The 22,459-nt window shown below is 69.3% G+C and carries 21 protein-coding genes; 13 read left to right on the top strand and 8 right to left on the bottom strand.

Going from position 1 to position 22,459, the window contains the following annotated elements:
- Nucleotides 1–49 precede the first annotated feature (49 nt).
- Together LG388_RS14990 and gloB are read right to left on the bottom strand one after the other, a co-directional pair.
- Complete coding sequence (locus tag LG388_RS14990) at nucleotides 50–1,642, bottom strand: transglycosylase SLT domain-containing protein (protein ID WP_225783512.1); 1,593 nt, start codon at nucleotides 1,640–1,642, stop codon at nucleotides 50–52.
- Entirely contained in the window at nucleotides 1,639–2,439 is an 801-nt protein-coding gene (gene gloB, locus LG388_RS14985; RefSeq protein ID WP_225783511.1) for a hydroxyacylglutathione hydrolase, read from the bottom strand. Before gloB ends, LG388_RS14990 begins: the two co-directional genes overlap by 4 nt.
- On the opposite strand from gloB, the gene LG388_RS14980 reads away from it, so the two are divergent.
- Together LG388_RS14980 and rnhA are read left to right on the top strand one after the other, a co-directional pair.
- Nucleotides 2,438–3,250 (top strand): class I SAM-dependent methyltransferase, encoded by an 813-nt coding sequence (locus LG388_RS14980; protein WP_225783510.1) that lies wholly within the window; start codon nucleotides 2,438–2,440, stop codon nucleotides 3,248–3,250. The genes gloB and LG388_RS14980 overlap by 2 nt on opposite strands.
- Nucleotides 3,251–3,373: 123 nt before the next feature.
- A complete protein-coding gene (gene rnhA / locus LG388_RS14975; protein ID WP_225783509.1) occupies nucleotides 3,374–3,823 on the top strand; it encodes a ribonuclease HI in 450 nt (149 codons plus the stop codon).
- A gap of 24 nt (nucleotides 3,824–3,847) precedes the next feature.
- On the opposite strand, the gene glp is transcribed toward rnhA, so the two are convergent.
- Genes glp through moaA form a run of 3 tightly spaced genes read right to left on the bottom strand, consistent with a single transcriptional unit; the run spans nucleotide 3,848 to nucleotide 7,043 of the window.
- On the bottom strand, nucleotides 3,848–5,173 hold the full coding sequence (gene glp, locus LG388_RS14970) for a gephyrin-like molybdotransferase Glp (protein WP_225783508.1): 1,326 nt from the start codon (nucleotides 5,171–5,173) through the stop codon (nucleotides 3,848–3,850).
- Nucleotides 5,170–5,871: a molybdenum cofactor guanylyltransferase MobA gene (mobA, locus tag LG388_RS14965; protein WP_225783507.1), complete on the bottom strand. Its 702-nt coding sequence runs from the start codon at nucleotides 5,869–5,871 to the stop codon at nucleotides 5,170–5,172. The genes glp and mobA overlap by 4 nt, the downstream gene beginning before the upstream one ends.
- 38 nt (nucleotides 5,872–5,909) lie before the next feature.
- Nucleotides 5,910–7,043, bottom strand: coding sequence for a GTP 3',8-cyclase MoaA (gene moaA, locus LG388_RS14960; RefSeq protein WP_225783506.1), 1,134 nt, complete (start codon nucleotides 7,041–7,043; stop codon nucleotides 5,910–5,912).
- Nucleotides 7,044–7,478: 435 nt separating this feature from the next.
- Here moaA and LG388_RS14955 point away from each other — a divergent pair, with 435 nt between their 5' ends.
- The 3 genes from LG388_RS14955 (at nucleotide 7,479) to LG388_RS14945 (ending at nucleotide 9,869) form a co-directional block, all read left to right on the top strand.
- Nucleotides 7,479–8,111, top strand: coding sequence for a superoxide dismutase (locus LG388_RS14955; RefSeq protein WP_225783505.1), 633 nt, complete (start codon nucleotides 7,479–7,481; stop codon nucleotides 8,109–8,111).
- Between the two features lie 40 nt (nucleotides 8,112–8,151).
- Nucleotides 8,152–9,075: a ZIP family metal transporter gene (locus LG388_RS14950; protein ID WP_370630169.1), complete on the top strand. Its 924-nt coding sequence runs from the start codon at nucleotides 8,152–8,154 to the stop codon at nucleotides 9,073–9,075.
- Between the two features lie 167 nt (nucleotides 9,076–9,242).
- Nucleotides 9,243–9,869, top strand: coding sequence for a DUF937 domain-containing protein (locus LG388_RS14945; RefSeq protein WP_225783504.1), 627 nt, complete (start codon nucleotides 9,243–9,245; stop codon nucleotides 9,867–9,869).
- Nucleotides 9,870–9,975: 106 nt separating this feature from the next.
- Here LG388_RS14945 and LG388_RS14940 read toward each other — a convergent pair whose 3' ends face one another.
- Complete coding sequence (locus LG388_RS14940; RefSeq protein WP_225783503.1) at nucleotides 9,976–11,409, bottom strand: aldehyde dehydrogenase family protein; 1,434 nt, start codon at nucleotides 11,407–11,409, stop codon at nucleotides 9,976–9,978.
- 198 nt (nucleotides 11,410–11,607) lie between these two features.
- Between LG388_RS14940 and LG388_RS14935 the strand changes: the two genes are divergently transcribed.
- Nucleotides 11,608–11,844, top strand: coding sequence for a hypothetical protein (locus tag LG388_RS14935; RefSeq protein WP_225783502.1), 237 nt, complete (start codon nucleotides 11,608–11,610; stop codon nucleotides 11,842–11,844).
- A 262-nt stretch (nucleotides 11,845–12,106) separates the two neighbouring features.
- Nucleotides 12,107–12,691 (top strand): hypothetical protein, encoded by a 585-nt coding sequence (locus LG388_RS14930; RefSeq protein ID WP_225783501.1) that lies wholly within the window; start codon nucleotides 12,107–12,109, stop codon nucleotides 12,689–12,691.
- A 96-nt stretch (nucleotides 12,692–12,787) separates the two neighbouring features.
- Here LG388_RS14930 and LG388_RS14925 read toward each other — a convergent pair whose 3' ends face one another.
- Nucleotides 12,788–14,947, bottom strand: a complete 2,160-nt coding sequence (locus tag LG388_RS14925) for a sodium-translocating pyrophosphatase (protein ID WP_225783500.1) — start codon at nucleotides 14,945–14,947, stop codon at nucleotides 12,788–12,790.
- Between the two features lie 256 nt (nucleotides 14,948–15,203).
- Here LG388_RS14925 and ppa point away from each other — a divergent pair, with 256 nt between their 5' ends.
- Entirely contained in the window at nucleotides 15,204–15,731 is a 528-nt protein-coding gene (ppa, locus tag LG388_RS14920) for an inorganic diphosphatase (RefSeq protein ID WP_225783499.1), read from the top strand.
- Nucleotides 15,732–15,980: 249 nt separating this feature from the next.
- Here the strand turns inward: ppa and LG388_RS14915 are convergent, their stop codons facing one another.
- Complete coding sequence (locus tag LG388_RS14915; protein WP_225783498.1) at nucleotides 15,981–17,180, bottom strand: amino acid aminotransferase; 1,200 nt, start codon at nucleotides 17,178–17,180, stop codon at nucleotides 15,981–15,983.
- 163 nt (nucleotides 17,181–17,343) lie between these two features.
- Between LG388_RS14915 and uvrB the strand changes: the two genes are divergently transcribed.
- The 5 genes from uvrB (at nucleotide 17,344) to iscA (ending at nucleotide 22,330) form a co-directional block, all read left to right on the top strand.
- Nucleotides 17,344–19,431: an excinuclease ABC subunit UvrB gene (gene uvrB, locus LG388_RS14910; protein WP_304956850.1), complete on the top strand. Its 2,088-nt coding sequence runs from the start codon at nucleotides 17,344–17,346 to the stop codon at nucleotides 19,429–19,431.
- A 200-nt stretch (nucleotides 19,432–19,631) separates the two neighbouring features.
- Nucleotides 19,632–20,168: a Fe-S cluster assembly transcriptional regulator IscR gene (gene iscR, locus LG388_RS14905; RefSeq protein ID WP_225783497.1), complete on the top strand. Its 537-nt coding sequence runs from the start codon at nucleotides 19,632–19,634 to the stop codon at nucleotides 20,166–20,168.
- Nucleotides 20,169–20,295: 127 nt separating this feature from the next.
- Complete coding sequence (locus LG388_RS14900) at nucleotides 20,296–21,516, top strand: IscS subfamily cysteine desulfurase (RefSeq protein WP_225783496.1); 1,221 nt, start codon at nucleotides 20,296–20,298, stop codon at nucleotides 21,514–21,516.
- A gap of 45 nt (nucleotides 21,517–21,561) precedes the next feature.
- On the top strand, nucleotides 21,562–21,972 hold the full coding sequence (gene iscU / locus LG388_RS14895; RefSeq protein ID WP_225783495.1) for a Fe-S cluster assembly scaffold IscU: 411 nt from the start codon (nucleotides 21,562–21,564) through the stop codon (nucleotides 21,970–21,972).
- Between the two features lie 34 nt (nucleotides 21,973–22,006).
- Nucleotides 22,007–22,330: an iron-sulfur cluster assembly protein IscA gene (iscA, locus tag LG388_RS14890; RefSeq protein WP_225783494.1), complete on the top strand. Its 324-nt coding sequence runs from the start codon at nucleotides 22,007–22,009 to the stop codon at nucleotides 22,328–22,330.
- Nucleotides 22,331–22,459 lie beyond the last annotated feature (129 nt).

Genomic DNA, 22,459 nt, shown 5'->3' with positions numbered 1-22,459 from the left:
CTGTGCTGTTGTTGTATGGGTTCTGTGGGGCCGCGCAGGAGGGCGGGGCTCAGCGCTTTTTCTTGCTGCTCGCTCCGCCGCGCGGGGCGGGCGCCTTCTTGGCGCTGGCCGCCTGCTTGCTCGAGGCGCCCGCGCGTGCGGCGCTGACATGGGCGCCGCCGCCGCGCTTGGCGGTGACCACCGGGCGCTTCGCGCCGCGGGCGCCCGTTCCGACGCGCGCGGCGGGCGCCGCACGCACCGGCTGGAACAGCACCACCTGCAGGCCGCGCTTGAACACGTGCGAGGTGCTGACGTCGTTCCATTGCGCCACGTTGGCCGCGCTCACGCCGTAACGGCGGGCGATGCTGGCCACGCTGTCGTTGCGGCCCGCGCGCACCACGGTGCGGCGCGTCACCACCTCGGGCACGAAGCTCAGCTGGCCGGTTTCGGCCACCACCGCGGCCACGTCTTCCTGCACACGCGCCGTGCGCGGCACGATCAGCGTGGAGCCGGACTTGATCAGCATGCGCGGCGGGATGTTGTTCAGCGCACGCAGGTCGGCCTCGCTCATGCCCGCGCGCTGGGCGGCGTCGGCCACGGTCATGGTGCTGGGCACCACCCAGGCGGTCCAGCTGGCGTACTGGCCCTGGTTGTAGGCCTCGAAGTTGCGCTGGAAGACTTCGGCGTTGTCCCAGGGCAGCAGGATCTCGGTGCCGCCGGCGGCCAGCAGCACGGGCTTGTGGGCGGCCGGGTTCAGGGCGCGGAAGTCCTCGATGCGCACGTCGGCCAGCTTCGCGGCCAGTTCCACGTCGATGTCGCGCGTGAGCGGCACGGTCTGGAAATAGGGGTGGTTCGGGATCAGCGGCAGGTCCACGCCGAACCGGGCGGGATCGGCCACGATGTTCTTCACCGCCTGCAGCTTGGGCACGTAGTAGCGCGTCTCATCGGGCATGCGCAGGTCGGTGTAGCCCGTGGGCAGGCCGGCCGCCTTGTTGCGCGCGATGGCACGGCCCACGCTGCCTTCGCCCCAGTTGTACGAGGCCAGCGCCAGGTGCCAGTCGCCGAACATGCCGTACAGGCGCTGCAGGTAGTCGAGCGCGGCGCGCGTGGACGCCACCACGTCGCGGCGGTCGTCGCGGAACAGGTTCTGCTTGAGGTCGTAGTCGGTGCCCGTGGCAGGCATGAACTGCCACATGCCGGCGGCACGGGCGCTGGACACGGCCTGCGGGTTGAACGCGCTCTCGATGTAGGGCAGCAGCGCCAGCTCGGTGGGCATGTTGCGCCGCTCGAGTTCTTCGACGATGTGGAAGATGTAGCGGTTCGAGCGCGCGACCATGCGCTGGATGTAGTCGGGCCGCGCGGCATACCACTGCTCGCGATCGCGCACCAGCTCGGAGTCCAGGTCGGGCATGCTGAAGCCGCGGCGGATGCGGTCCCACATGTCGGCCGGCGGGGCGGTCATCACCACGCTGCGGGCGCTGGCGCCGGCGCGGCCGGCGGTGATGGGGGAAAGGGCGCCAGCCGGGTAGACCGGCGCCGCGGAGCCGGTCACGAAGCCGGTGCCGCCCGCCGCGCCGAAAGAGGTGCCGTCGCCGGTGGGGCCGGTGGCGCAGCCGGCCAGCAGCAGGGTGCCGGCCATGAAGGCCGCAAGCAGAAACTTCATCGAAAGTCGTTTTTCCATTGGCGCAGTGCGGCGAACACCGCCACTTCGTCCGCATGGGCGGGCAGGGCGGCGTGCCGGTGCACGGCGGAGGTGACGCAGGCTTCGCGGCTGCGAAGGAAGGGGTTGATCCGGCGCTCGGTCTGCAGTTCCGCCGGCAGCGTGGGCCGGCCGGCTTCGCGTTGCGCGCTGCACCAGGCGGCATAGCGGGCCAGTTCGGCATTGCCCGGTTCCACGGCCTGGGCAAAGCGCAGGTTCGACAGCGTGTACTCGTGCGCACAGCATACGCGCGTCTCGCCGGGCAGGGCGGCCAGGGTGTCGAGGGAGGCCAGCATCTGGGCCGGCGTGCCCTCGAACAGGCGCCCGCAGCCGCCGGAGAACAGCGTGTCGCCGCAAAAGAGCAGCGGCGCCGCGCCGGCCCCAGCCGCCTGCGCCTGCTCGGCCGTCAGCCAGAAGGCGATGTGCCCGGCCGTGTGGCCCGGCACGTCGATCACGTCCCACTGCAAGCCGGCCGCGCCGATGCGCTCGCCGCCGCGGCAGCGCGTGAAGGGTTCGGGGATCTGCTCGGTCGCGGGTCCGAACACCGCGGCGCCCGTGGCGTCGCGCAACGCGGCCACGCCGCCGGTGTGATCGCCGTGATGGTGCGTGACTAGAATCGCCGCCAGTGTCAGGTCGGGCCGAAGCGCGAGCCAATCGAACACCGGCCGGGCCTCGCCCGGATCGACCACGACCACGTGCGTTCCGACCTGCAGCGTCCAGATGTAGTTGTCGGCAAAAGCGGGCAACGGAACGAGGGTCATGAGCGGCGAAATTATAGGTTTGGGTCCGTGGCTGGACACTCCGCCCGGCCGCCATCTGCGAAATTGGGAGCAGATGCAGTTCGATGAGGCCGTGGCTGACGTCTTTGGTTACCACGCGCTGCAACTGGGCCTGCCCGAGATTTCCACCCTCCAGCACAACCGCATGCCGCACCGCTGGCTGGCGCTGCCCGCCACCGCGCCGGAATGCGCGGGCGCGCATCTGGTCACCGATTTCGAGGCCCTGCCTTTTCCCGGGAACAGCCTGGACCTGGTGACGCTGCCGCACACGCTGGAACTCAGCCCCGACCCGCATGGCACGCTGCGCGAAGTGGAGCGCGTGCTGGTGCCCGAAGGGCGTGCGATCCTGTGCGGCTTCAACCCCGCCAGCCTCTGGGGCCTGCGTCAGCGCCGTGCGCAACTGTACCGGCGCCTGGGCATGGGCGAGCTGTACCTGCCCCAGGAAGGCGGCTTCATCCACTACTGGCGCATGCGCGACTGGCTGCGGCTGCTGGGCTTCGAGGTGGAGTCGAGCCGCTTTGGCCTGTACCGCCCCGGCGTGCGCAGCGAGGCCTGGCTGGAGCGCTACCGCTGGCTGGACCGGCTGGGCGAGCGCTCCTGGCCGATCTTCGGCGCGGCCTATTTCATCGTGGCCGTGAAGCGCGTGCGCGGCCTGCACCTGCTGCCGGCCGACTGGAAGCGCCGCCGCGCCCTGGCCACCGCGCCGGTCGCTGCCACGGGCCGCGTGCACCGGGGCCTTGTGTCACCTCGTCCGCAGGAAGCACCGGAGAACGGCCGACATCCATGCGTCTGACGCTGTGGCGGCCCGGAGTGGGCCTGTTTTTCCTGGGCATGCACTTGTCGGGCCGTGTGGCGGCGCAGCCGGATGCGGTGCCGATCCACTGCACGCCGCGAAACCCACTATAAGGAACGACGTTTGAACGAAGTTGTGATCTACACCGATGGCGCCTGCAAGGGCAACCCCGGCCCGGGCGGCTGGGGCGTCTGGCTCAAATCGGGCAGCCATGAGAAGGAGCTGTTCGGCGGCGAAGCCAGCACCACCAACAACCGCATGGAACTGACGGCGGTGATCGAGGGGCTGGCGGCCCTCAAGCGCCCCTGCAAGGTGCTGCTCTATCTGGACAGCCAGTATGTCCGCCAGGGCATCACGGAATGGATCCGCGGCTGGAAGGCCAAGGGCTGGGTCACGGCCAGCAAGCAGCCCGTGAAGAACGCCGACCTCTGGCGCCGGCTGGACGCGCTCGTGAGCGAGGGCGGCCACCAGATCGAATGGCGCTGGGTCAAGGGCCATTCGGGCGACATGGGCAACGAGAAGGCCGACGCGCTGGCCAACCAGGGCGTGCTGCGCGCGCTGGGGCGGCTCTGAGCGCCGCGCGGGCGCCGTGGGGGTTCAGACCAGCGCGTCGATCAGCAGCACGTCCACCTCGGCGCCGGCCTGCACCTGACCTTGGTCATGCGGCAGCACGACCAGCGCATTGGCGGCCTGCATGCCGCTCAGCAGGCCCGAACCCTGGTCGGCCGACACCTGCACCTCGGGCAGCGTCCCGGGGCGTGCCTGCAGCCAGCCGCGCGGATATTCAGTGCGGCCGGGGCGCTTGCGGATGGGCTGCAGGGTACGGGCGCGGACCAGCGGCGGCGGTGCGCAGTCTTGTGCGCGGCAGCCCATCAACTGCAGCAGGGTGGGGCGCACGAAGACCAGAAAGCTCACCATCGCGGCCACCGGATTGCCGGGCAGGCCGAAGAGCAGGGCGCGGCCCCGCTGCGCCGACGCTCCTTTGGGCAGCCGGCCCACGGCCAGCGGTCGGCCCGGGCGCATGGCCACGCGCCAGAAATCGATCTCGCCCAGGCGCTGCAGCACGGTGCGCAGGTGGTCCGCATCGCCCTGGCTCACGCCGCCGCTGGTGAGGATCACGTCCGCTTCCAGCGCAGCGCGGCGCAGCGCGCTTTCGAGCGCCTCGGGCCGGTCGGCCAGGCGGCCCAGGTCCGTCGTCTCGCAGCCCAGCCGCGCCAGCAGCCCGGCGAGCGTGAAACGGTTGCTGTCGTAGATGGCGCCTTCGCGCCAGGGCTCGCCGGGTTCCAGCAGCTCGTCGCCGGTGGAAAAAAGCGCGACGCGCAGCGGGCGCAGCACGGGGACCGCCGTCAGCCCCAGGCTGGCCAGCAGGCCCAGCGCGGCCGGCCCCAGGCGGGTGCCCGCCGGCAGCGCGCACTGCCCGGCCGACAGGTCTTCGCCGCGCCGCCGGCGGTTGGCGCCGGCCCGCAGGCCGACCGAAGCCTGAAGCCGCAACGTGTCGCCTTCACGCGTGCACAGCTCCTGCGGCACGACCGTGTCCGCGCCGGGCGGCATCACGGCGCCGGTCATGATGCGCAGGGCCTGGCCGGCGGCCAGCGGCGTGGTGCAGGGTTGGCCGGCCAGCGCCGTGCCCACGATCCGCCATTGCCAGCCGCCGGCCGCCGCGGGCGTCTGCAGCGCTGCGCCATCGAAGGCATAGCCGTCCATGGCCGAGTTGTCGTGCGGCGGCACGTCGAGCGGCGACACCACGGGCTGCGCCAGCACGCGGCCCAGGCAGGCAGCCAACGGCTGGATGCGGGCCTCGCGCAGCACCTCGGGGGCTGCCAGGGCCCGAAGCCGGGCCAGCACCTCGTCCACATGCCAGTCGCCGGCCGGCAGGGCGGACGAAGGATCGGAGGCGGCGAGGGCAGAGGGAGACGGCGTCATGGCGCAGAGGCGGCCCCGGCAGGCACCGGGTCTTCGGCGGCAGCGGGGCCGCCGCACAGGCGGGCCAGCACCTGCAGGTCCTGCGGGGTGTTGGCGTTGAAAAAGGCCAAGGGATCGTCCGCGGGCCGGTCGAAGGGCACGCGCACGGCGGTGTGCTGGCCGAGCCAGGCCTGGATCTTCCGTTCGCCGCGGGCCAGGGCCTGCGCCAGGCTGTCCTTCAGCTCCCGCCGCAGCAGGCAGAAGGCCGGCTGCAGACGCAGCGCAGGCGCCTCGCCCGGCGCGCCGGGCCCCTCGGGCGCGCAGGCCACGGCGATGGCCGCGCCCCGGTCCAGGGCTGCCGCGGCCAGGCGCTGCGCCAGGTCGTGCGGGAAGCACGGCGTGTCGCAGGGCACGGTGAGCAGCCAGGGCGTCTGGCAGTGCGCCAGGCCGGCCAGGAAGCCGGCCAGCGGGCCCGGGTGGCCGGTCTGCGCATCGGGGCAGACGGGCACGCCCCAAGCGGCGTAGCGGTCCAGGTGGCGGTTGGCGCTGATCAGCAGCGGGCCCACCTGCGGCTTCAGGCGCTGCAGCACATGCCCCGCCAGCGGCCTGCCTTGCAGCAGTGCGAGCCCCTTGTCGATGCCGCCCATGCGGCGGCCCTGGCCGCCGGCCAGCACCAGGCCGGTGATCGAGGCGGGATCCAGCGCGGGGGATGCAGTCATGCGAGGCCGTCGGGCAGGGGGCGGGCGCGAAGGCGCGTTCAGCCGCCGATGTAGCTCATCTCGACGCGGCGCGGCGCGGCGCTCGCGCCCGCGTCGGGGCCGCGCTGGGCGCGCAGCTCGGAGTAGCGGTCGCCGCGGCCCTGCCAGAGGGCCGCCAGCGCGGCGCGCAACTGCGCATCGTCGGCACCGCCGCGCAGCAGGCCCTTGAGGTCATGTCCCTGGTGCGCGAACAGGCACAGGTACAGCTGTCCTTCGGTCGACAGGCGGGCGCGGCTGCAGTCGTGGCAGAAGGCGCGGGTGACGCTGCTGATGACGCCGATCTCGCCCGCGCCGTCGGCATAGGCCCAGCGCTGCGCGGTTTCGCTGGCCGTGTGCGGCTCCAGCGGGCGCAGCGGAAATTCGCTGGCGATGCGCGCCACCACCTCGGCCGAGGGCAGCACCTCGTCCATGCGCCAGCCGTTGGTGGCGCCCACGTCCATGTACTCGATGAAGCGCAGCACCACCTGGCCGCCGTAGTGCTGGCGGAAATGGCGCGCCATGGGCAGCAGCTGGTCGTCGTTGGTGCCGCGCTTGACCACCATGTTGACCTTGACCGGCCCCAGTCCGGCGGCAAGCGCGGCCTCGATGCCGGCCAGCACCTGCGCGACGGGAAAGTCCACGTCGTTCATGCGACGGAACACGGCGTCGTCCAGCCCGTCCAGGCTCACCGTCACGCGCTGCAGCCCGGCGGCCTTGAGCGCTGCAGCCTTGCGCGTGAGCAGCGAGCCGTTGGTGGTGAGCGCGAGTTCGAGCGCCTCGCCCTCGGGCGTGCGCAGCGCCGCCAACTGGCCGATCAGCGCCTCGATGTGCTTGCGCAGCAGCGGCTCGCCGCCCGTGAGCCGGATCTTGCGCACGCCCAGGTGCACGAACACGCTGGCCAGCCGCGTGATCTCCTCGAAGCTCAGCAGCGCGCTGTGCGGCAGGTAGGGGTAGTCCTTGTCGAACACCTCCTTGGGCATGCAGTAGCTGCAGCGGAAGTTGCAGCGGTCCGTCACGCTGATGCGCAGGTCCGTGAGCGGACGGGCATGCCGGTCCAGCAGCAGGCCGCCCTCCCACGCGCCCGCAGCCACCCCCACTGCGGGCGCGGTGGCGAGCCGGCGCTGGTCGATCAGCGGGATCACGCGTTCTGCCATGGGCGGGCGATTCGGGTCGAAGAGGTGGCCTGGGCGCGGCGCCCGCGAAGGAGGGCGACGCTCCGGTGCAGTGTAAGGACCTGGCTCCGTCCGGGCTCCGCTCAAGGCCTCTCGCGCATGGAAAAACCGCACTCGACAAGAATTGTTGAGAATGACTATCATTATCTGAAGCCTGATTACGCAGCCTGCGCACGCAAAGGGCCCTTCCTCCCCCTCCTGGAGACGCGTGTGCCTGCCCCGCCTGCGAACGTCAACGCCCTCGGTGCCCCCGTGTCGGGCCCGCCCCTGCGGCAGGGCACGGGAAAGCGCTGGTCCGCGCCGCCAGCCGCCCCGCGGAGCCTCCCTCGGCCCGCACGCCCTGGGCGCCGGCCGTCACCCCTGAAACCGGCCCGTGCGCCGGTCGATGTCCTGCTTCCAACCACCGAGAACCCTGCCATGTCTCACACCTTGCCCCCGCTGCCCTATGCCGTCGACGCGCTGGAGCCGCACATCGATGCGCAGACGATGGAGATCCATCACGGCAAGCATCACCAGACCTATGGCAACAACCTGAATGCCGCGCTGCAGGGCACGCCGCATGCCGGCACGCCAGTGGAGGCCCTGATCGCGGACCTGCAGGCCCTGCCTGAAGCCCTGCGCGCGCCCGTGCGCAACAACGGCGGCGGTCATGCCAACCATTCGCTGTTCTGGACCGTGATGGCGCCGCCCTCCGAAGGCGGCGGTGGCCAGCCGGAAGGCGCGCTGCGCGAAGCCATCGACCGCGAACTCGGTGGCTTCGAGGCCTTCAAGGACGCTTTCACCCAGGCCGCGCTGACCCGCTTCGGCAGCGGTTGGGCCTGGCTGGTCGTGGGCGCCGACGGCCGCCTGGCCGTGGAGAGCAGCGCCAACCAGGACAGCCCGCTGATGCGCGGCATCGGCTCGGGCGCCACGCCCATCCTGGGGCTGGACGTGTGGGAGCACGCCTACTACCTGCGCTACCAGAACCGACGGCCCGAGTACATCGCCGCCTTTTATAACGTGGTGGACTGGGCCGAAGTGGCCCGCCGGTACGCCGCGGCGCGCGGCTGATCGCTTCGCCGCTCGTCCCTCCTTGCCTGCAGGAGCACGCATGAATGCCCCGGATGCCCCCCTTGCCACGAGCCGCCGTCCTGCCTGGCGCTGGCGCCGCATGCTGGGGCTCGCCGTGGTCCTCTTCGGCGCGCTGCTGCTTGCGGTGCAGGCCTGGCATTTCGTGCGCAGCAGCGCCGTGATCTGGCAGGCCTTCATGGGCGGCTCGGCCGCGGCGCTGGCCACCGCGCTGGGCGCGGTGCCGGTGCTGTTCTCGCAGCGCCTGTCCGAGCGCGTGCAGGACACGCTGTTCGGCTTCGGCGCCGGTGTCATGCTGGCCGCCTGCGCCTTCTCGCTGATCCTGCCCGGGCTCGAAGCGGCCAGGGGGCAGGCGCTGTGGGGCGGCGGCGCCTGGGGCGCGGGCGGCGTGATCGGGGCCGCCATCCTGCTGGGCGGCGCCGTGCTCATGCTGATGGACAAGGCGCTGCCGCACGAGCATTTCATCAAGGGCCGCGAGGGCGCGGACCGCCTGGCCGCGCGCCAGCTGAGGCGCACCTGGCTCTTCGTCTTCGCCATCGCGCTGCACAACCTGCCCGAAGGGCTGGCCATCGGCGTGGGCTATGCGGGCACCGACCGCGTGGGCGCCCATGCGCTGGCCACCGGGATCGCGATCCAGGACGTGCCCGAAGGGCTCGTGGTGGCCGTGGCGCTGCTGGCGGCGGGCTACCGCCGCGGGGTGGCGGTGGCGCTGGGCATGGCCTCGGGCCTGGTGGAGCCGGTCGGCGCCGTCATTGGCGCTGCGGTGATCGAGCAGTCGGCCGCCATGCTGCCCTGGGGCCTGGGCTTCGCCGCCGGGGCCATGCTCTTCGTGATCAGCCACGAGATCATCCCCGAATCGCATCGCAAGGGGCACGAGGCCTTCGCCACGGGGGGACTGATGCTGGGCTTCGTGCTCATGATGCTGCTGGACACGGCGCTGGGCTGAGGCGGGGGCGGCCCTTGCGGAATCGGCGGGGAGTGCGCCATAAGTCCCGGTCGGCCCCGGTGCCGCGGGGGCAGGCTGCCGCCTTGCAAGGGGGCGGTGGCTAAGATGCCGCCCGGGCCGCCAGGCCCGCTTCTTTCAGCTTCCACTGCCTGTGGGCAAGGACCGCCATGAACGCTTCCACTTCCCTCGTCGACGATCTTTTCGCCCAGCTCCAGGGCGCGCCCCTGCAGCAGATTGCCGGGCAGCTGGGCACCAGCACGCAGCAGGCGAGCACCGCCGTCGGCGCGGCCCTGCCCATGCTGCTGGGTGCGCTGGGCCGCAACGCGCAGGAGCCGCAAGGCGCGGCCGATCTTTTTGGCGCCCTGCAGCGCGACCACGCCGGCGGTCCCGACCTGGGCGGCCTGCTGGGTTCGCTGCTGGGCGGCGGTTCGGGCGGCGCGGCCGCGCCGCAGCTGGACGCAGGCGGCATCCTGGGCCACATCTTCGGTGGCGCCCAGCCGCGGGCCGAAAGCGGGCTGAGCCAGGCGACCGGCCTGGGCGGTGCGCAGGTGGGCCAGTTGCTGCAGATCCTGGCGCCCATCGTGATGGCCTTCCTGGCCAAGCGCACGCAGGGCGCCGGCATGGACGCGGGCGGCCTGGGCAGCCTGCTGGGGCAGGAGTCCAGCCGCATCCAGGACCAGGGTGGCCTGGGCGGCGGCCTGCTGGGCGCCGTGCTGGACCAGAACGGCGATGGCAAGCTGGACATGGGCGACCTGCTCAAGATCGGCGGCAGCCTGCTGGGCGGGCGCCGCTGAGGCGATCGTCCTTCATGCGCGCCGGGCTTGCACCAGCTCGGCGCTGAAACGAGAACGGCGCCCGCGGGCGCCGTTCTTCATGGAAGCGTACGGGGGCCCGCCGCGTTCAGCCGTGGCGCACGGCCACGGTCTTGAGGGTGGTGAAGCCGTACAGCGCTTCAAAGCCCTTTTCACGGCCGTAGCCCGAGGACTTCACGCCGCCGAAGGGCAGTTCCACGCCACCGCCGGCGCCGTAGTTGTTGATGAAGACCTGGCCGCTTTTCACGCGCTTGGCCATGCGGAACTGGCGCGCGCCGTCGCGCGTCCACACGCCCGCCACCAGGCCGAACTGCGTGGCGTTGGCCAGGGCCACCGCTTCGTCTTCGTCGCTGAAGGCCATGGCGGCGAGCACGGGGCCGAAGACCTCTTCCTGCGCCAGGCGGTGATCCACCGGCACGTCGCGCAGCAGCGTGGGCGCCTGGTAGAAGCCCGTGTCCGGCGCCTCGTCCACGACCCGTCCCTGCGCCACCATCGGGATGTTGGCGGCATGCGCGTCGGAGAGGAAATCCCACACGCGCTGCTGCTGGCTCTGGCGGATCAGCGGGCCGACGTCCAGGTCCATCGCGGCAGGGCCCACGCGCAGGGCCTCGAAGGCCTTGCCCAGGCGCTCCAGCAGCGGCTCGTAGATGTCGCGCTGGATCAGCACGCGCGAGCCGGCCGAGCAGGTCTGGCCCGCGTTCTGCACGATGGCGTTGATGACGACCGGGATGGCGGCGTCCAGGTCGGCGTCGGCGAAGATGATCTGCGGGCTCTTGCCACCGAGCTCCAGCGTCACGGGGCAATGCCGCTCGGCCGCCACCTGCTGGATGATCGTGCCCACCTTGGGGCTGCCGGTGAAGCTGATGTGGTCGATGCCGGGGTGGCGCGCCAGCGCATCGCCGACCTCGTGGCCGTAGCCCGTCACGATGTTCAGCGCGCCGGCCGGGAAGCCGACTTCCGCCGCCAGCTGGGCCACGCGCAGCAGGGACAGGCAGGCGTCCTCCGCCGGCTTCACCACGCAGACGTTGCCCGCAGCCAGGGCGCCGCCCACGCTGCGGCCGAAGATCTGCATCGGGTAGTTCCAGGGAATGACGTGGCCGGTCACGCCATGCGGCTCGCGCCAGGTGAAGACGCTGTAGCCGTCCTGGTAGGGGATGGTCTCGCCATGGAGCTTGTCGCAGGCGCCGGCGTAGAACTCGAAGTAGCGCACCAGCGCCAGGGCGTCGGCGCGGGCCTGCTTGGTCGGCTTGCCGCAATCGCGCTGCTCCAGCGCCGTCAGTTCGTCGGCGTGCTCGGCGATCTTCTGCGACAGCCTGTAGAGCAGGCGGCTGCGCTCGGCGGCGCTGGTCTTGTGCCAGACGCCTTCGTAGCAGTCGCGCGCCGCACGCACGGCGGCGTCGATGTCGCTGGCCTGGCTGCGCTGGATCTCGGTGAAAGCCTGGCCATCGGAAGGGTCCAGGACGGGAAGGACGCGCCCGGAAGCCGAGGGCACCTGGGCATTGGCAATGAAATTGAGCTGCATGGCGCGGATTGTGCGTGAGCCTGGGCCGGCGTGCAGAGGCCGCTGTCTCCAAGTTTTTGCAGCGATTGCGGCCCCTTCAAAGGCCTGCATGGCCGCAATGCCGCAAAAAAGTCCGAAAATCGACCCCTATGCTCTGCAAGAAAGTCATTTCTTCCCCGTCGTATCCCATCTGTGGCGCATCCGCGCAAGGAGATCACCATGGCCAGCGCTGACGTCAAAACCACGGTGAGCGAAGGCGGCCTGCGCTACAAGTCCAAGACACCCGGCTCGCCCTTCAAGGCCTCGTCGTCCTTCAGCGGCGCGACCATGTCCTGCTTCCTGTGCGGCAAGCACCGGCCGCGCTCGCTGATGCAGACCAAGCGCGTGCTGGGCAAGGCCCAGCCCGTCTGCGCGCCATCCTGCAAGGAACTGGAAGAGTCCCTCAAGGGCAGCTGATCCGGGGCTGACCGAGGCTGCGGCACGCCGATGGCGACATCGGCGTGCTTTCGCGCGCCTGTGAGTCGGGCGCGGATGCCCGTAAGCCGTGGCCCTTTTTTGTTGTCATGCGTGTGACGGCGCCGCGCCCGCGTGCCTTCCGTGTGTGAACTAATGGCTGTCTACCGCGCGGGAGCGGCCATGATATACAGTTGGACACGATTGCTGCGGATGCGGCAATTCTGCTTCAAGGGATACCGTGAACCAAACGCGTCTGGTCGTCATGCAAGTGATCTCCCGTTCGGGAGATGCGGCCCACCACGTCGAATTCACGCTCGACGATGCCTTCGCGGAAAGGCTCAACCAGCTTCGTTCACTGGTTCCGCCGCTGAACAACCTCAACCGCCACCGGGACCTCGTCATCGACAAAGTGCGCGTGCGCATGCCGTCGGCGATCTGGCGCTGCGATGGGCTGGGCGATGTGGCCTCGGTGGTCGATGGTTCGTCCATCGTCGTGGCCACCGAGGGCTTCTTCAACTGCGGCGCCAAGAAGCGCGCCACGCGCGAGAAGCTGGTGACCTACACCTTCCCGATCGCGCGCCTGATCGAGCTGCACCACACGCGGCCGAACGGCGAAACCTTTTTCCTGCGCAACGGCATCTTCACCAACGACGAGCCGCCGGAATCGAATGCGCGCCGCTGGTCCTCGATGCTGCATGCGCACGAGCCTGCGCGCGGCTTCGAGTCGGCCACGGATTTCGACACCATGCCGGGCGCGCCGCTGACGGCGAGCGTCCCTCTCGGCGGCGGCGATGCCGTGGCCGCGCCGCCGGAGCGGAAGCGGCCCGTGCTGCGCACCTTCAGCTGAAGGGTGCCGCCTGCGGGGCGGCCGTGCTTTTCCGCAGAAGAATCCCGTGTGGAAAGAAGGTCCGGCGACCGCGCGCCGCCGGCCTTTGGCTGGGCGCTACCTTGCGGCCGTGAGGGCCGGCGCGGCTGCGGTCTCCGGCAGCGCCGATGCGGCTTGCGCCACGGGCGCACGCCGCAGTGCCGGCGCTTCGGCCGCCCGCGGCGCCGCGCCATGGAATTGCACCACCAGCGGCACGATCAGCAGCGCCACGATGTTGATGATCTTGATCAGCGGGTTGACGGCCGGGCCGGCGGTGTCCTTGTAGGGGTCGCCCACGGTGTCGCCGGTGACGGCGGCCTTGTGCGTCTCGCTGCCCTTGCCGCCGAAGTGGCCGTCCTCGATGTACTTCTTGGCGTTGTCCCAGGCGCCGCCGCCGGTGCACATGGAGATGGCCACGAACAGGCCCGTGACGATGGTGCCCATCAGCAGCCCGCCCAGCGCCTTGGGGCCCAGCACGAAGCCCACCAGGATGGGCACCAGCACCGGCAGCAGCGAGGGGATCATCATTTCCTTGATGGCGGCGCCGGTCAGCATGCCCACGGCCTTGCCGTACTCGGGCTTGGCCGTGCCTTCCATGATGCCGGAGATCTCGCGGAACTGGCGGCGCACTTCCTCCACCACGGCGCCGGCGGCGCGGCCCACGGCTTCCATCGCCATGGCACCGAAGAGGTAGGGGATCAGCCCGCCGATGAACAGCCCGACGATGACCATCGGATCGCTGAGGTCGAAGCGCACGGCGCTGCCATAGCTTTCGAGCTTGTGCGTGTAGTCGGCGAACAGCACCAGCGCGGCCAGCCCGGCCGAGCCGATGGCGTAGCCCTTGGTCACGGCCTTGGTGGTGTTGCCCACGGCGTCCAGCGGGTCGGTGATGTCGCGCACCGCGGCCGGCAGCTCGCTCATCTCGGCGATGCCGCCGGCGTTGTCGGTGATGGGGCCATACGCATCCAGCGCGACCACGATGCCGGCCATGGACAGCATGGAGGTCGCAGCCACGGCCACGCCGTACAGGCCCGCCAGCGTGTACGAGGCCACGATGGCGATGCACACGAAGATCACCGGCCAAGCCGTGGAGCGCATCGACACGCCCAGGCCCGCGATGATGTTGGTGCCATGCCCGGTGGTCGAGGCCTGGGCCACATGCTGCACGGGCTTGTACTGCGTGCCGGTGTAGTACTCGGTGATCCAGACCAGCGCGGCCGTGAGGGCCAGGCCCACGAAACAGGCGCCGAACAGCCGCAATTGCGTGCCGCTGGGCCGCAGCGCGTTGTCGGGCATCAGCCAGGCGGTCACGAACCAGAAGGCGACGAGCGACAGCACGCCTGCCACGGCCAGCCCTTTGTAGAGCGCCGGCATCACGTTGGTCATGCCCGGCGAGGCCTTGACGAAGAAGCAGCCGATGATGGACGCGAGGATGGACACGCCGCCCAGCGCCAGCGGATAGAGCACGGCATTGACGGGCGCGGCCGTGACCATCAGCGCCCCGAGCACCATGGTGGCGATCAGCGTCACGGCATAGGTCTCGAACAGGTCGGCCGCCATGCCGGCGCAGTCGCCCACGTTGTCGCCCACGTTGTCGGCGATCACGGCGGGATTGCGCGGATCGTCCTCGGGGATGCCCGCCTCGACCTTGCCCACCAGGTCGGCGCCCACGTCGGCGCCCTTGGTGAAGATGCCGCCGCCCAGGCGCGCGAAGATGGAAATCAGCGAGGAGCCGAAAGCGAAGCCGATCAGCGGGTTGAGCGCCTGCGCGCTGGTGGCCGCCGTGCCGCCCAGGAACCCGTAGAAGCCCGCCACGCCGAGCAGCCCCAGCCCGACCACCAGCATGCCCGTGATGGCGCCGCCGCGGAAGGCGACGTCCAGCGCAGGCCCGATGCCCTGCGTGGCGGCCTGCGCCGTGCGCACGTTCGCCCGCACCGAGACGTTCATGCCGATGAAGCCGCAGGCCCCCGACAGCACGGCGCCGACGACGAAACCGATGGCCGTGCGAAGGTCGAGGAAGAGGCCGATGAGCACGGCCAGCACCAGGCCGACGATGCCGATGGTGCGGTACTGCTTGGCCAGGTAGGCCGAGGCGCCGGCCTGGATGGCGGCGGCGATTTCCTGCATGCGCGCGTTGCCGGGGTCTTTGGAAAGGATCCAGCTGCGCGCCCAGATGCCGTAGGCCACGGCCACGAGGCCGCAGACGAGGGCGAGGACCAGAGGGGTGTTGCCTGTCATGCCGAAGGTCTCCAGTTGTTGTGATGGAGACGCCAGCGCCGGGCCGGATCACGCGTTGCGCTGCAACCCTGCAACGCGAGGGGCCGATGCTGCCGCCGCGTTGCTTCCTCGGTGCACCCGGTCAGGTGACGATTGGCCAACGCGTCCAATTTACAGGCAAGTCGTGTGCGCTGTCAGCCAGCCGGGGGCCGGCGCTCGCTAAACTCCGGGTTTGTCCCCATCCGGGGCGTCCGCCCACTCCAACCAAAGACAACACATGTCCTTCGACAAAGTCTCCCCCGGCAAGAAAGTCCCCGAAGAATTCAACGTGGTCATCGAGATCCCGATGAACGCGGACCCGATCAAGTACGAAGTGGACAAGGAATCCGGCGCCATCTTCGTGGACCGCTTCATGACCACCGCCATGTACTACCCGACCAACTACGGCTACGTGCCGCAGACCCTGTCGGGCGACGGCGACCCGGTGGACGTGCTGGTCGTAACGCCCTATCCGCTGCTGCCGGGCGTGGTCGTGACCTGCCGCGCACTGGGCATCCTGAAGATGGAAGACGAAGCCGGCGTCGACGGCAAGGTGCTGGCCGTGCCCACCGACAAGATCCTGCCCATCTACAGCCACTGGAAGAGCGTGGAAGACGTGAACCCGATGCGCCTGAAGGCCATCAGCCACTTCTTCGAGCACTACAAGGACCTGGAGGCCGGCAAGTGGGTCAAGGTGCTGGGCTGGGAAGGCATCGACGCCGCGCACAAGGAAATCGCCGACGGCGTGGCGGCCTACAAGAAGTAAGTTGCGGCGGCGCTCGGCGCGCAGCAAAAGGGGCCCGCGGCACGTCAAGGTGCCGCGGGCTTTTTCATGCTGCCGGCACGCGCGCGCCGCAGCGGCGGCGCCACTGACTGTGCGCTTCGTTCAGGCTTCGGGCGCCGTGACCGGCGCGGAACTCGGCGCCCCATGAAAAAGGCCGGGCCGGCGCTCACGCGCGGCCCGGCTCTCCGATGGACCGCCGAGGGGGCCTGCGGGCTCCCCGGGGCCGAGGCGTCAGCCGACGACCTTGGCGATGCTCTGGCAGACGTGGTCGATGTTCTTGCTGTTGAGCGCCGCCACGCACATGCGGCCGGTGTCGGTGCCATACACGCCGAACTCGTTGCGCAGGCGCACCATCTGCTCCTTGGTGAGGCCCGAGTAGCTGAACATGCCGATCTGCGTGGTGATGAAGCTCATGTCCTGCTTCACGCCGGCGGCCTTCAGACCGTCGACCAGCTTCTGGCGCATGGCCTTGATGCGCACGCGCATTTCGGCCAGCTCCTTCTCCCACAGGGCGCGCAGCTCGGGGTTGTTCAGCACGGCCGCCACCACGGCGCCGCCGTGCGTCGGCGGGTTGCTGTAGTTGGTGCGGATCATGATCTTGAGCTGCGAGAGCACGCGCGCGGCCTCGTCCTTGTCGTTGCACAGCACCGACAGGGCGCCCACGCGCTCGCCGTACAGGCTGAAGCTCTTGGAGAAGGAGGTGGAGACGAAGAAGGTCAGGCCCGCAGCGACGAACTTGCCGATGACGGCGCCGTCTTCCTGGATGCCGTTGCCGAAGCCCTGGTAGGCCATGTCGAGGAAGGGCGTGAGCTGGGCTTCCTTGACGGCGGCGATCACCTGGTCCCACTGCTCGGGGGTGATGTCGTAGCCGGTGGGGTTGTGGCAGCAGGCGTGCAGCACGACGATGGTGCCGGCCGGCGCGGCCTTCAGCGCGGCCAGCATGCCCTCGAAGTTCACGCCGCGCTTGGCCGCGTCGTAGTAGGGATGCGTTTCGACCGTGAATCCCGCCTGGGTGAACAGGGCGCGGTGGTTTTCCCAGCTCGGATCGCTGATCAGCACCTTGGCGTTCGGGCTCAGCTTCTTGAGGAAGTCGGCGCCGATCTTCAGGCCCCCAGTGCCGCCCAGGCCCTGCACGGTGGCCACGCGGCCGGACTTCACGGGCTCGCTGTCGGCGCCGAAGACCAGCGACTTCACTGCCGCGTCATAGGCGGCGATGCCGTCGATCGGCAGATAGCCGCGGGCGCTGGGCGCCGCCATCATGTCGGCTTCGGCCTTCTTCACGCATTCCAGCAGCGGCAGCTTGCCGTTGTCGTCGTAGTACACGCCCACGCCCAGGTTGACCTTGTGGGGGTTGGTGTCGGCGGCAAATTGTTCGTTGAGACCCAGGATCGGGTCGCGCGGCGCCATTTCGACGGCGGTGAACAGAGACATTTGGAAAGCGTCCTTCGGAGGGTGATGCCCGGACAGGTCGAACCGGGGCTTGGGTCTGCCGCCTGGCTGCGTTAGGCTGGCGGATTGGCTTGAATTTTACGGCGATGCATCGCACCTGCCGGGTGCACCTTGCGCGCCGCGCACCGTTTCAGGACCCACCGCCGTGACCGAACCTGCCGTTTCCCCCGCCGAAGCCGCCCGCGAGGGCCGCTTCGTGAGCTTCCCGGACTCGCCCTTCCAGCTCTTCCAGCCCTATCCGCCGGCCGGCGACCAGCCCACGGCCATCGCGCAGCTGGTGGACGGCGTGAACGATGGCGAAGTGTTCCAGACCCTGCTGGGCGTGACCGGCTCGGGCAAGACCTACACCATGGCCAACGTGATCGCGCGGCTGGGCCGGCCGGCCATCGTGTTCGCGCCCAACAAGACGCTGGCGGCGCAGCTGTACAGCGAGTTCCGCGAGTTCTTCCCGAAGAACGCGGTGGAGTACTTCGTCAGCTACTACGACTACTACCAGCCCGAGGCCTACGTGCCGCAGCGCGACCTGTTCATCGAGAAGGACAGCTCGATCAACGAGCACATCGAGCAGATGCGGCTGAGCGCCACCAAGAGCGTGCTGGAGCGGCGCGACGTGGTGATCGTGGCCACGGTGAGCGCGATCTACGGCATCGGCACGCCCGAGGACTACATGCAGATGCGGCTGATCATGCGGGTGGGCGACGAGATCGGCCAGCGCGACCTGATCGGCCGGCTGATCCGCATGCAGTACACGCGCAACGAGCAGGACTTCGCGCGCGGCACCTTCCGCGTGCGCGGCGACACCATCGACGTGTTCCCGGCCGAGCACAGCGAGCTGGCGATCCGCATCGAGCTTTTCGACGACGAGATCGAGACGCTGTCGCTGTTCGACCCGCTCACGGGCCGCATCCGCCAGAAGGTGCCGCGCTTCACGGTCTATCCCTCGAGCCACTACGTGACGCCGCGCGACAAGACGCTGCGCGCGGTCGACACGATCAAGGCCGAACTGGCCGACCGCCTCAAGGAGCTGGTCGGGGCCGGCAAGCTGGTGGAGGCGCAGCGCCTCGAACAGCGCACCCGCTTCGACCTGGAGATGCTGGCCGAGATCGGCCATTGCAAGGGCATCGAGAACTACACGCGCCACCTGTCGGGCGCGGCGCCGGGCGATCCGCCGCCCACGCTGACCGACTACCTGCCCAAGGACGCGATCATGTTCCTGGATGAAAGCCACCAGATGATCGGCCAGCTGGGGGCCATGTACAACGGCGACCGCGCGCGCAAGACCACGCTGGTGGAGTACGGCTTCCGGCTGCCCTCGGCGCTGGACAACCGGCCGCTGAAGTTCGAGGAATTCGAGCGGCGCATGCGCCAGTGCATCTTCGTCTCGGCCACGCCGGCCGAATACGAAAAGACGCACACGGGCCAGGTGGTGGAACAGGTGGTGCGGCCGACCGGCCTGATCGATCCCGAGGTCGAGGTCCGTCCGGCCACCCACCAGGTCGACGACGTGCTGCAGGAGATCCGCATCCGCGTCGAGAAGAACGAGCGCGTGCTCATCACCACGCTGACCAAGCGCATGGCCGAGCAGCTCACCGACTACCTGGGCGACAACGGCGTGAAGGTGCGTTACCTGCACAGCGACATCGATACCGTGGAGCGGGTGGAGATCCTGCGCGACCTGCGGCTGGGCACCTTCGACGTGCTGGTGGGCATCAACCTGCTGCGCGAGGGCCTGGACATCCCCGAGGTGTCGCTGGTGGCCATCCTCGACGCCGACAAGGAAGGCTTCCTGCGCGCCGAGCGCAGCCTGATCCAGACCATCGGCCGCGCGGCGCGCAACCTGCACGGCAAGGCCATCCTCTACGCTGACAGCATGACGGCCTCGATGAAGAAGGCCATCGACGAGACCGAGCGCCGGCGCGCCAGGCAGATTGCCTTCAACGAGGCGAACGGCATCACGCCGCGCAGCATCGTCAAGCAGGTCAAGGAGCTGATCGATGGCGTTTACAGCGAGAAGAGCGGCAAGGAAGCGACCGAGCGCGAAATGGCACGCGCCAAGGTCGAGGACATGTCCGAAAAGGACATCGCCAAGGAGATCAAGCGCCTGGAAAAGCAGATGCTGGAACACGCGCGCAACCTGGAATTCGAGAAGGCGGCACGTGTGCGCGACCAGCTGGCGCTGCTGCGCGAGCAGGCGTTCGGCGCGGCTGGCGGCGACAACATCGTCGCGCTCTAACCCGAAATCGCCGTTCCCCCGGGTCAACCCGAGCAAATCGCGTGGGTTCTGTTATACTTGAGCGAAACACTCGACAAATAGAGCGCCCGCGATGAACCGGGCAGCCGCCGCGGTTCCCGCAGGCTGCTGCGGGCGCCTGTCGGGGCATCTGCCGCGGCGGGTGCCGTCTTCACGATCCGCCCGAGCCAAAGGAGCCAACGATGCGTCTCACCACCAAAGGCCGTTTCGCCGTGACCGCCATGATCGATCTGGCCCTGCGCCAGAACACGGGGCCGGTCACCCTGGCCGCCATCAGCCAGCGCCAGCAGATTTCGCTGTCGTACCTGGAGCAGCTGTTCGGCAAGCTGCGCCGCCATGAACTGGTCGAATCCACCCGCGGACCGGGCGGCGGCTACTCGCTGGGCCGCAAGGCAGCCGACATCACCGTCGCCGACATCATCGTGTCGGTCGACGAACCCATCGACGCCACCCAATGCGGCGGCAAGGAAAACTGTCTAGGCGAACAGGGTCGTTGCATGACGCACGAACTGTGGGCTTCGCTCAATCAGAAAATGGTCGAGTTCCTGGACTCCGTGACGCTGCAGAAGCTGGTGGACGACCAGATCGCCAAGGGCGTCCAGGTCGAGAACAAGCCCGCCGTCAAGCGCGCCATTTCCAGCCAGCCGGTGGTCAAGCCCATCCGCGTGAATGCGCCGAACTCGGTGTTCGCCCTGGGCAACGCGTTCGCGAAGTCCTGAGGCGCCCCACGCTTTCGTCGACTTTGCGTCGACTTCACGCAGGGCGGGCGCTGCGGCGCCTGCCGATCGAACGAACCCACGCAGCAAGAATGCCGGCCGCATTGCCGGCCAGAAAAAAGTGACAGCCATGGACGCCACGCCTCATTTCCCGATCTACCTCGACTACGGCGCCACCACGCCGGTGGACCCGCGCGTGGTCGACGCCATGATTCCCTGGTTGCGCGAGCACTTCGGCAACCCGGCATCGCGCAGCCACGCCTGGGGCTGGGAGGCGGAAGAGGCGGTGGAGCGCGCCCGCACGCAGGTAGCCGACCTGATCGGCGCCGATCCGCGCGAGATCATCTGGACCTCGGGCGCGACCGAGTCCAACAACCTGGCCATCAAGGGTGCCGCCCATTTCTACAAGGGCAAGGGCAAGCACCTGATCACGGTGAAGACCGAGCACAAGGCCGTGCTGGACACCATGCGTGAACTGGAACGCCAGGGCTTCGAGGTGACCTACCTCGACGTCCAGGAAAATGGCCTGCTGGACCTGGACGTGTTCAAGGCCGCCATCCGTCCCGACACCATCCTGGCCAGCGTGATGTTCGTGAACAACGAGATCGGCGTGATCCAGGACATGGTGGCGCTGGGCACCCTCTGCCGCGAGAAGGGCGTGATCTTCCATGTGGACGCGGCGCAGGCCACGGGCAAGGTCGAGATCAACCTGGCCGCGCTGCCCATCGACCTGATGAGCCTGGCCTCGCACAAGACCTACGGTCCCAAGGGCATCGGCGCGTTGTACGTGCGCCGCAAGCCCCGTGTGCGCCTGGAGGCCCAGATGCACGGCGGCGGCCACGAGCGCGGCATGCGCTCGGGCACGCTGCCCACGCACCAAATCGTGGGCATGGGCGAGGCCTTTCGCATCGCGAAGGAAGAAATGGCGCAGGACCTGGCCAAGGCGCGCGCATTGCACCAGCGCCTGCTCGACGGCCTCAAGGACGTGGAACAGGTCTTCGTCAACGGTGACCTCGAGCGCCGGGTGCCGCACAACCTGAACATGAGCTTCAACTTCGTCGAGGGCGAGTCGCTCATCATGGGCATCAAGGGCCTGGCCGTATCCAGCGGGTCGGCCTGCACCTCCGCCAGCCTGGAGCCCAGCTACGTGCTGCGCGCCCTGGGCCGCAGCGACGAGCTGGCCCACAGCAGCCTGCGCATGACCATCGGCCGGTTCACGACCGAGGAAGAGATCGACTACGCGATCGCCACCATCAAGCACAACGTGGTGAAGCTGCGCGAACTCAGCCCGCTCTGGGAAATGTTCCAGGACGGCGTGGACCTGAGCACCATCCAGTGGGCCGCGCACTGACGCGCGCCCTTTGTTGAACGCATAGAAGCAAGAGAGAGGTTCCCCATGGCTTACTCCTCCAAGGTCATCGACCACTACGAAAACCCGCGCAACGTCGGCTCCTTCGACAAGGGCGACGAGACGGTGGGCACCGGCATGGTCGGCGCACCGGCCTGCGGCGACGTGATGAAGCTGCAGATCAAGGTCAACCCCGAGACTGGCGTCATCGAAGACGCGCGCTTCAAGACCTATGGCTGCGGCTCGGCGATTGCCTCGTCCTCGCTGGTGACCGAGTGGGTCAAGGGCAAGACGCTGGACGAGGCGGCCGCGCTGAAGAACGCGCAGATCGCCGAGGAGCTGGCCTTGCCGCCCGTGAAGATCCACTGCTCCATCCTGGCCGAGGACGCCATCAAGGCGGCCGTGAGCGACTACAAGGCCAAGCACGGCGCCAAGGCCGAAGAAAGCTCCGTCCACTGATCCTTCCGCGAACGCCTGCTTGCTTGCTGTTGCCATGTCCGTCACTCTGACCGAAGCCGCTGCCCGCCATGTGAACCGCTACCTTGCCAAGCGCGGCAAGGGTGTGGGAGTGCGGCTGGGCGTGAAGACCACGGGCTGCTCCGGCCTGGCCTACAAACTGGAGTACGTGGACGAGCCGTCCCCCGAGGACGTGGTGTTCGAAGACCATGGCGTGAAAGTGCTGATCGATCCCAAGAGCCTGGCCTACCTGGACGGCACGCAGCTGGATTTCGTGCGCGAAGGGCTCAACGAGGGCTTCCGCTTCAACAACCCCAACGAGCGTGACCGCTGCGGTTGCGGCGAGAGCTTTCGCATCTGAGCCCATGCACGGGGCCGGACCCGGGCGCCATTGCGCAGTCCTGCGCTGCCGACGGGCCGGGCCTGGCGTTTCAGGCCGTCGCCGCCGAGCCGCCACCGAAGGCGGCTTTTTTCTGTCTGTGCCGTTTCG

Origin of the sequence: Xenophilus sp. Marseille-Q4582, from assembly GCF_916700565.1 — a bacterium.
Classification (GTDB): Bacteria; Pseudomonadota; Gammaproteobacteria; order Burkholderiales; family Burkholderiaceae_C; genus Xenophilus.
This window is presented reverse-complemented; position numbering and strand designations above follow the sequence as displayed.

Excerpts from the sequence above, each read along its gene's own strand:
- LG388_RS14900 (WP_225783496.1), top strand. The coding sequence starts at position 20,296 with ATGGACGCCACGCCTCATTTCCCGATCTACCTCGACTACGGCGCCACC.
- iscA (WP_225783494.1), top strand. The coding sequence starts at position 22,007 with ATGTCCGTCACTCTGACCGAAGCCGCTGCCCGCCATGTGAACCGCTAC.
- glp (WP_225783508.1), bottom strand. The coding sequence starts at position 5,173 with ATGACGCCGTCTCCCTCTGCCCTCGCCGCCTCCGATCCTTCGTCCGCC.
- mobA (WP_225783507.1), bottom strand. The coding sequence starts at position 5,871 with ATGACTGCATCCCCCGCGCTGGATCCCGCCTCGATCACCGGCCTGGTG.
- LG388_RS14945 (WP_225783504.1), top strand. The coding sequence starts at position 9,243 with ATGAACGCTTCCACTTCCCTCGTCGACGATCTTTTCGCCCAGCTCCAG.
- moaA (WP_225783506.1), bottom strand. The coding sequence starts at position 7,043 with ATGGCAGAACGCGTGATCCCGCTGATCGACCAGCGCCGGCTCGCCACC.
- LG388_RS14925 (WP_225783500.1), bottom strand. The coding sequence starts at position 14,947 with ATGACAGGCAACACCCCTCTGGTCCTCGCCCTCGTCTGCGGCCTCGTG.
- LG388_RS14980 (WP_225783510.1), top strand. The coding sequence starts at position 2,438 with ATGAGCGGCGAAATTATAGGTTTGGGTCCGTGGCTGGACACTCCGCCC.
- ppa (WP_225783499.1), top strand. The coding sequence starts at position 15,204 with ATGTCCTTCGACAAAGTCTCCCCCGGCAAGAAAGTCCCCGAAGAATTC.
- gloB (WP_225783511.1), bottom strand. The coding sequence starts at position 2,439 with ATGACCCTCGTTCCGTTGCCCGCTTTTGCCGACAACTACATCTGGACG.
- LG388_RS14935 (WP_225783502.1), top strand. The coding sequence starts at position 11,608 with ATGGCCAGCGCTGACGTCAAAACCACGGTGAGCGAAGGCGGCCTGCGC.
- LG388_RS14950 (WP_370630169.1), top strand. The coding sequence starts at position 8,152 with ATGAATGCCCCGGATGCCCCCCTTGCCACGAGCCGCCGTCCTGCCTGG.
- LG388_RS14940 (WP_225783503.1), bottom strand. The coding sequence starts at position 11,409 with ATGCAGCTCAATTTCATTGCCAATGCCCAGGTGCCCTCGGCTTCCGGG.
- LG388_RS14930 (WP_225783501.1), top strand. The coding sequence starts at position 12,107 with ATGCAAGTGATCTCCCGTTCGGGAGATGCGGCCCACCACGTCGAATTC.
- LG388_RS14955 (WP_225783505.1), top strand. The coding sequence starts at position 7,479 with ATGTCTCACACCTTGCCCCCGCTGCCCTATGCCGTCGACGCGCTGGAG.
- iscU (WP_225783495.1), top strand. The coding sequence starts at position 21,562 with ATGGCTTACTCCTCCAAGGTCATCGACCACTACGAAAACCCGCGCAAC.
- iscR (WP_225783497.1), top strand. The coding sequence starts at position 19,632 with ATGCGTCTCACCACCAAAGGCCGTTTCGCCGTGACCGCCATGATCGAT.
- LG388_RS14915 (WP_225783498.1), bottom strand. The coding sequence starts at position 17,180 with ATGTCTCTGTTCACCGCCGTCGAAATGGCGCCGCGCGACCCGATCCTG.
- LG388_RS14990 (WP_225783512.1), bottom strand. The coding sequence starts at position 1,642 with ATGAAGTTTCTGCTTGCGGCCTTCATGGCCGGCACCCTGCTGCTGGCC.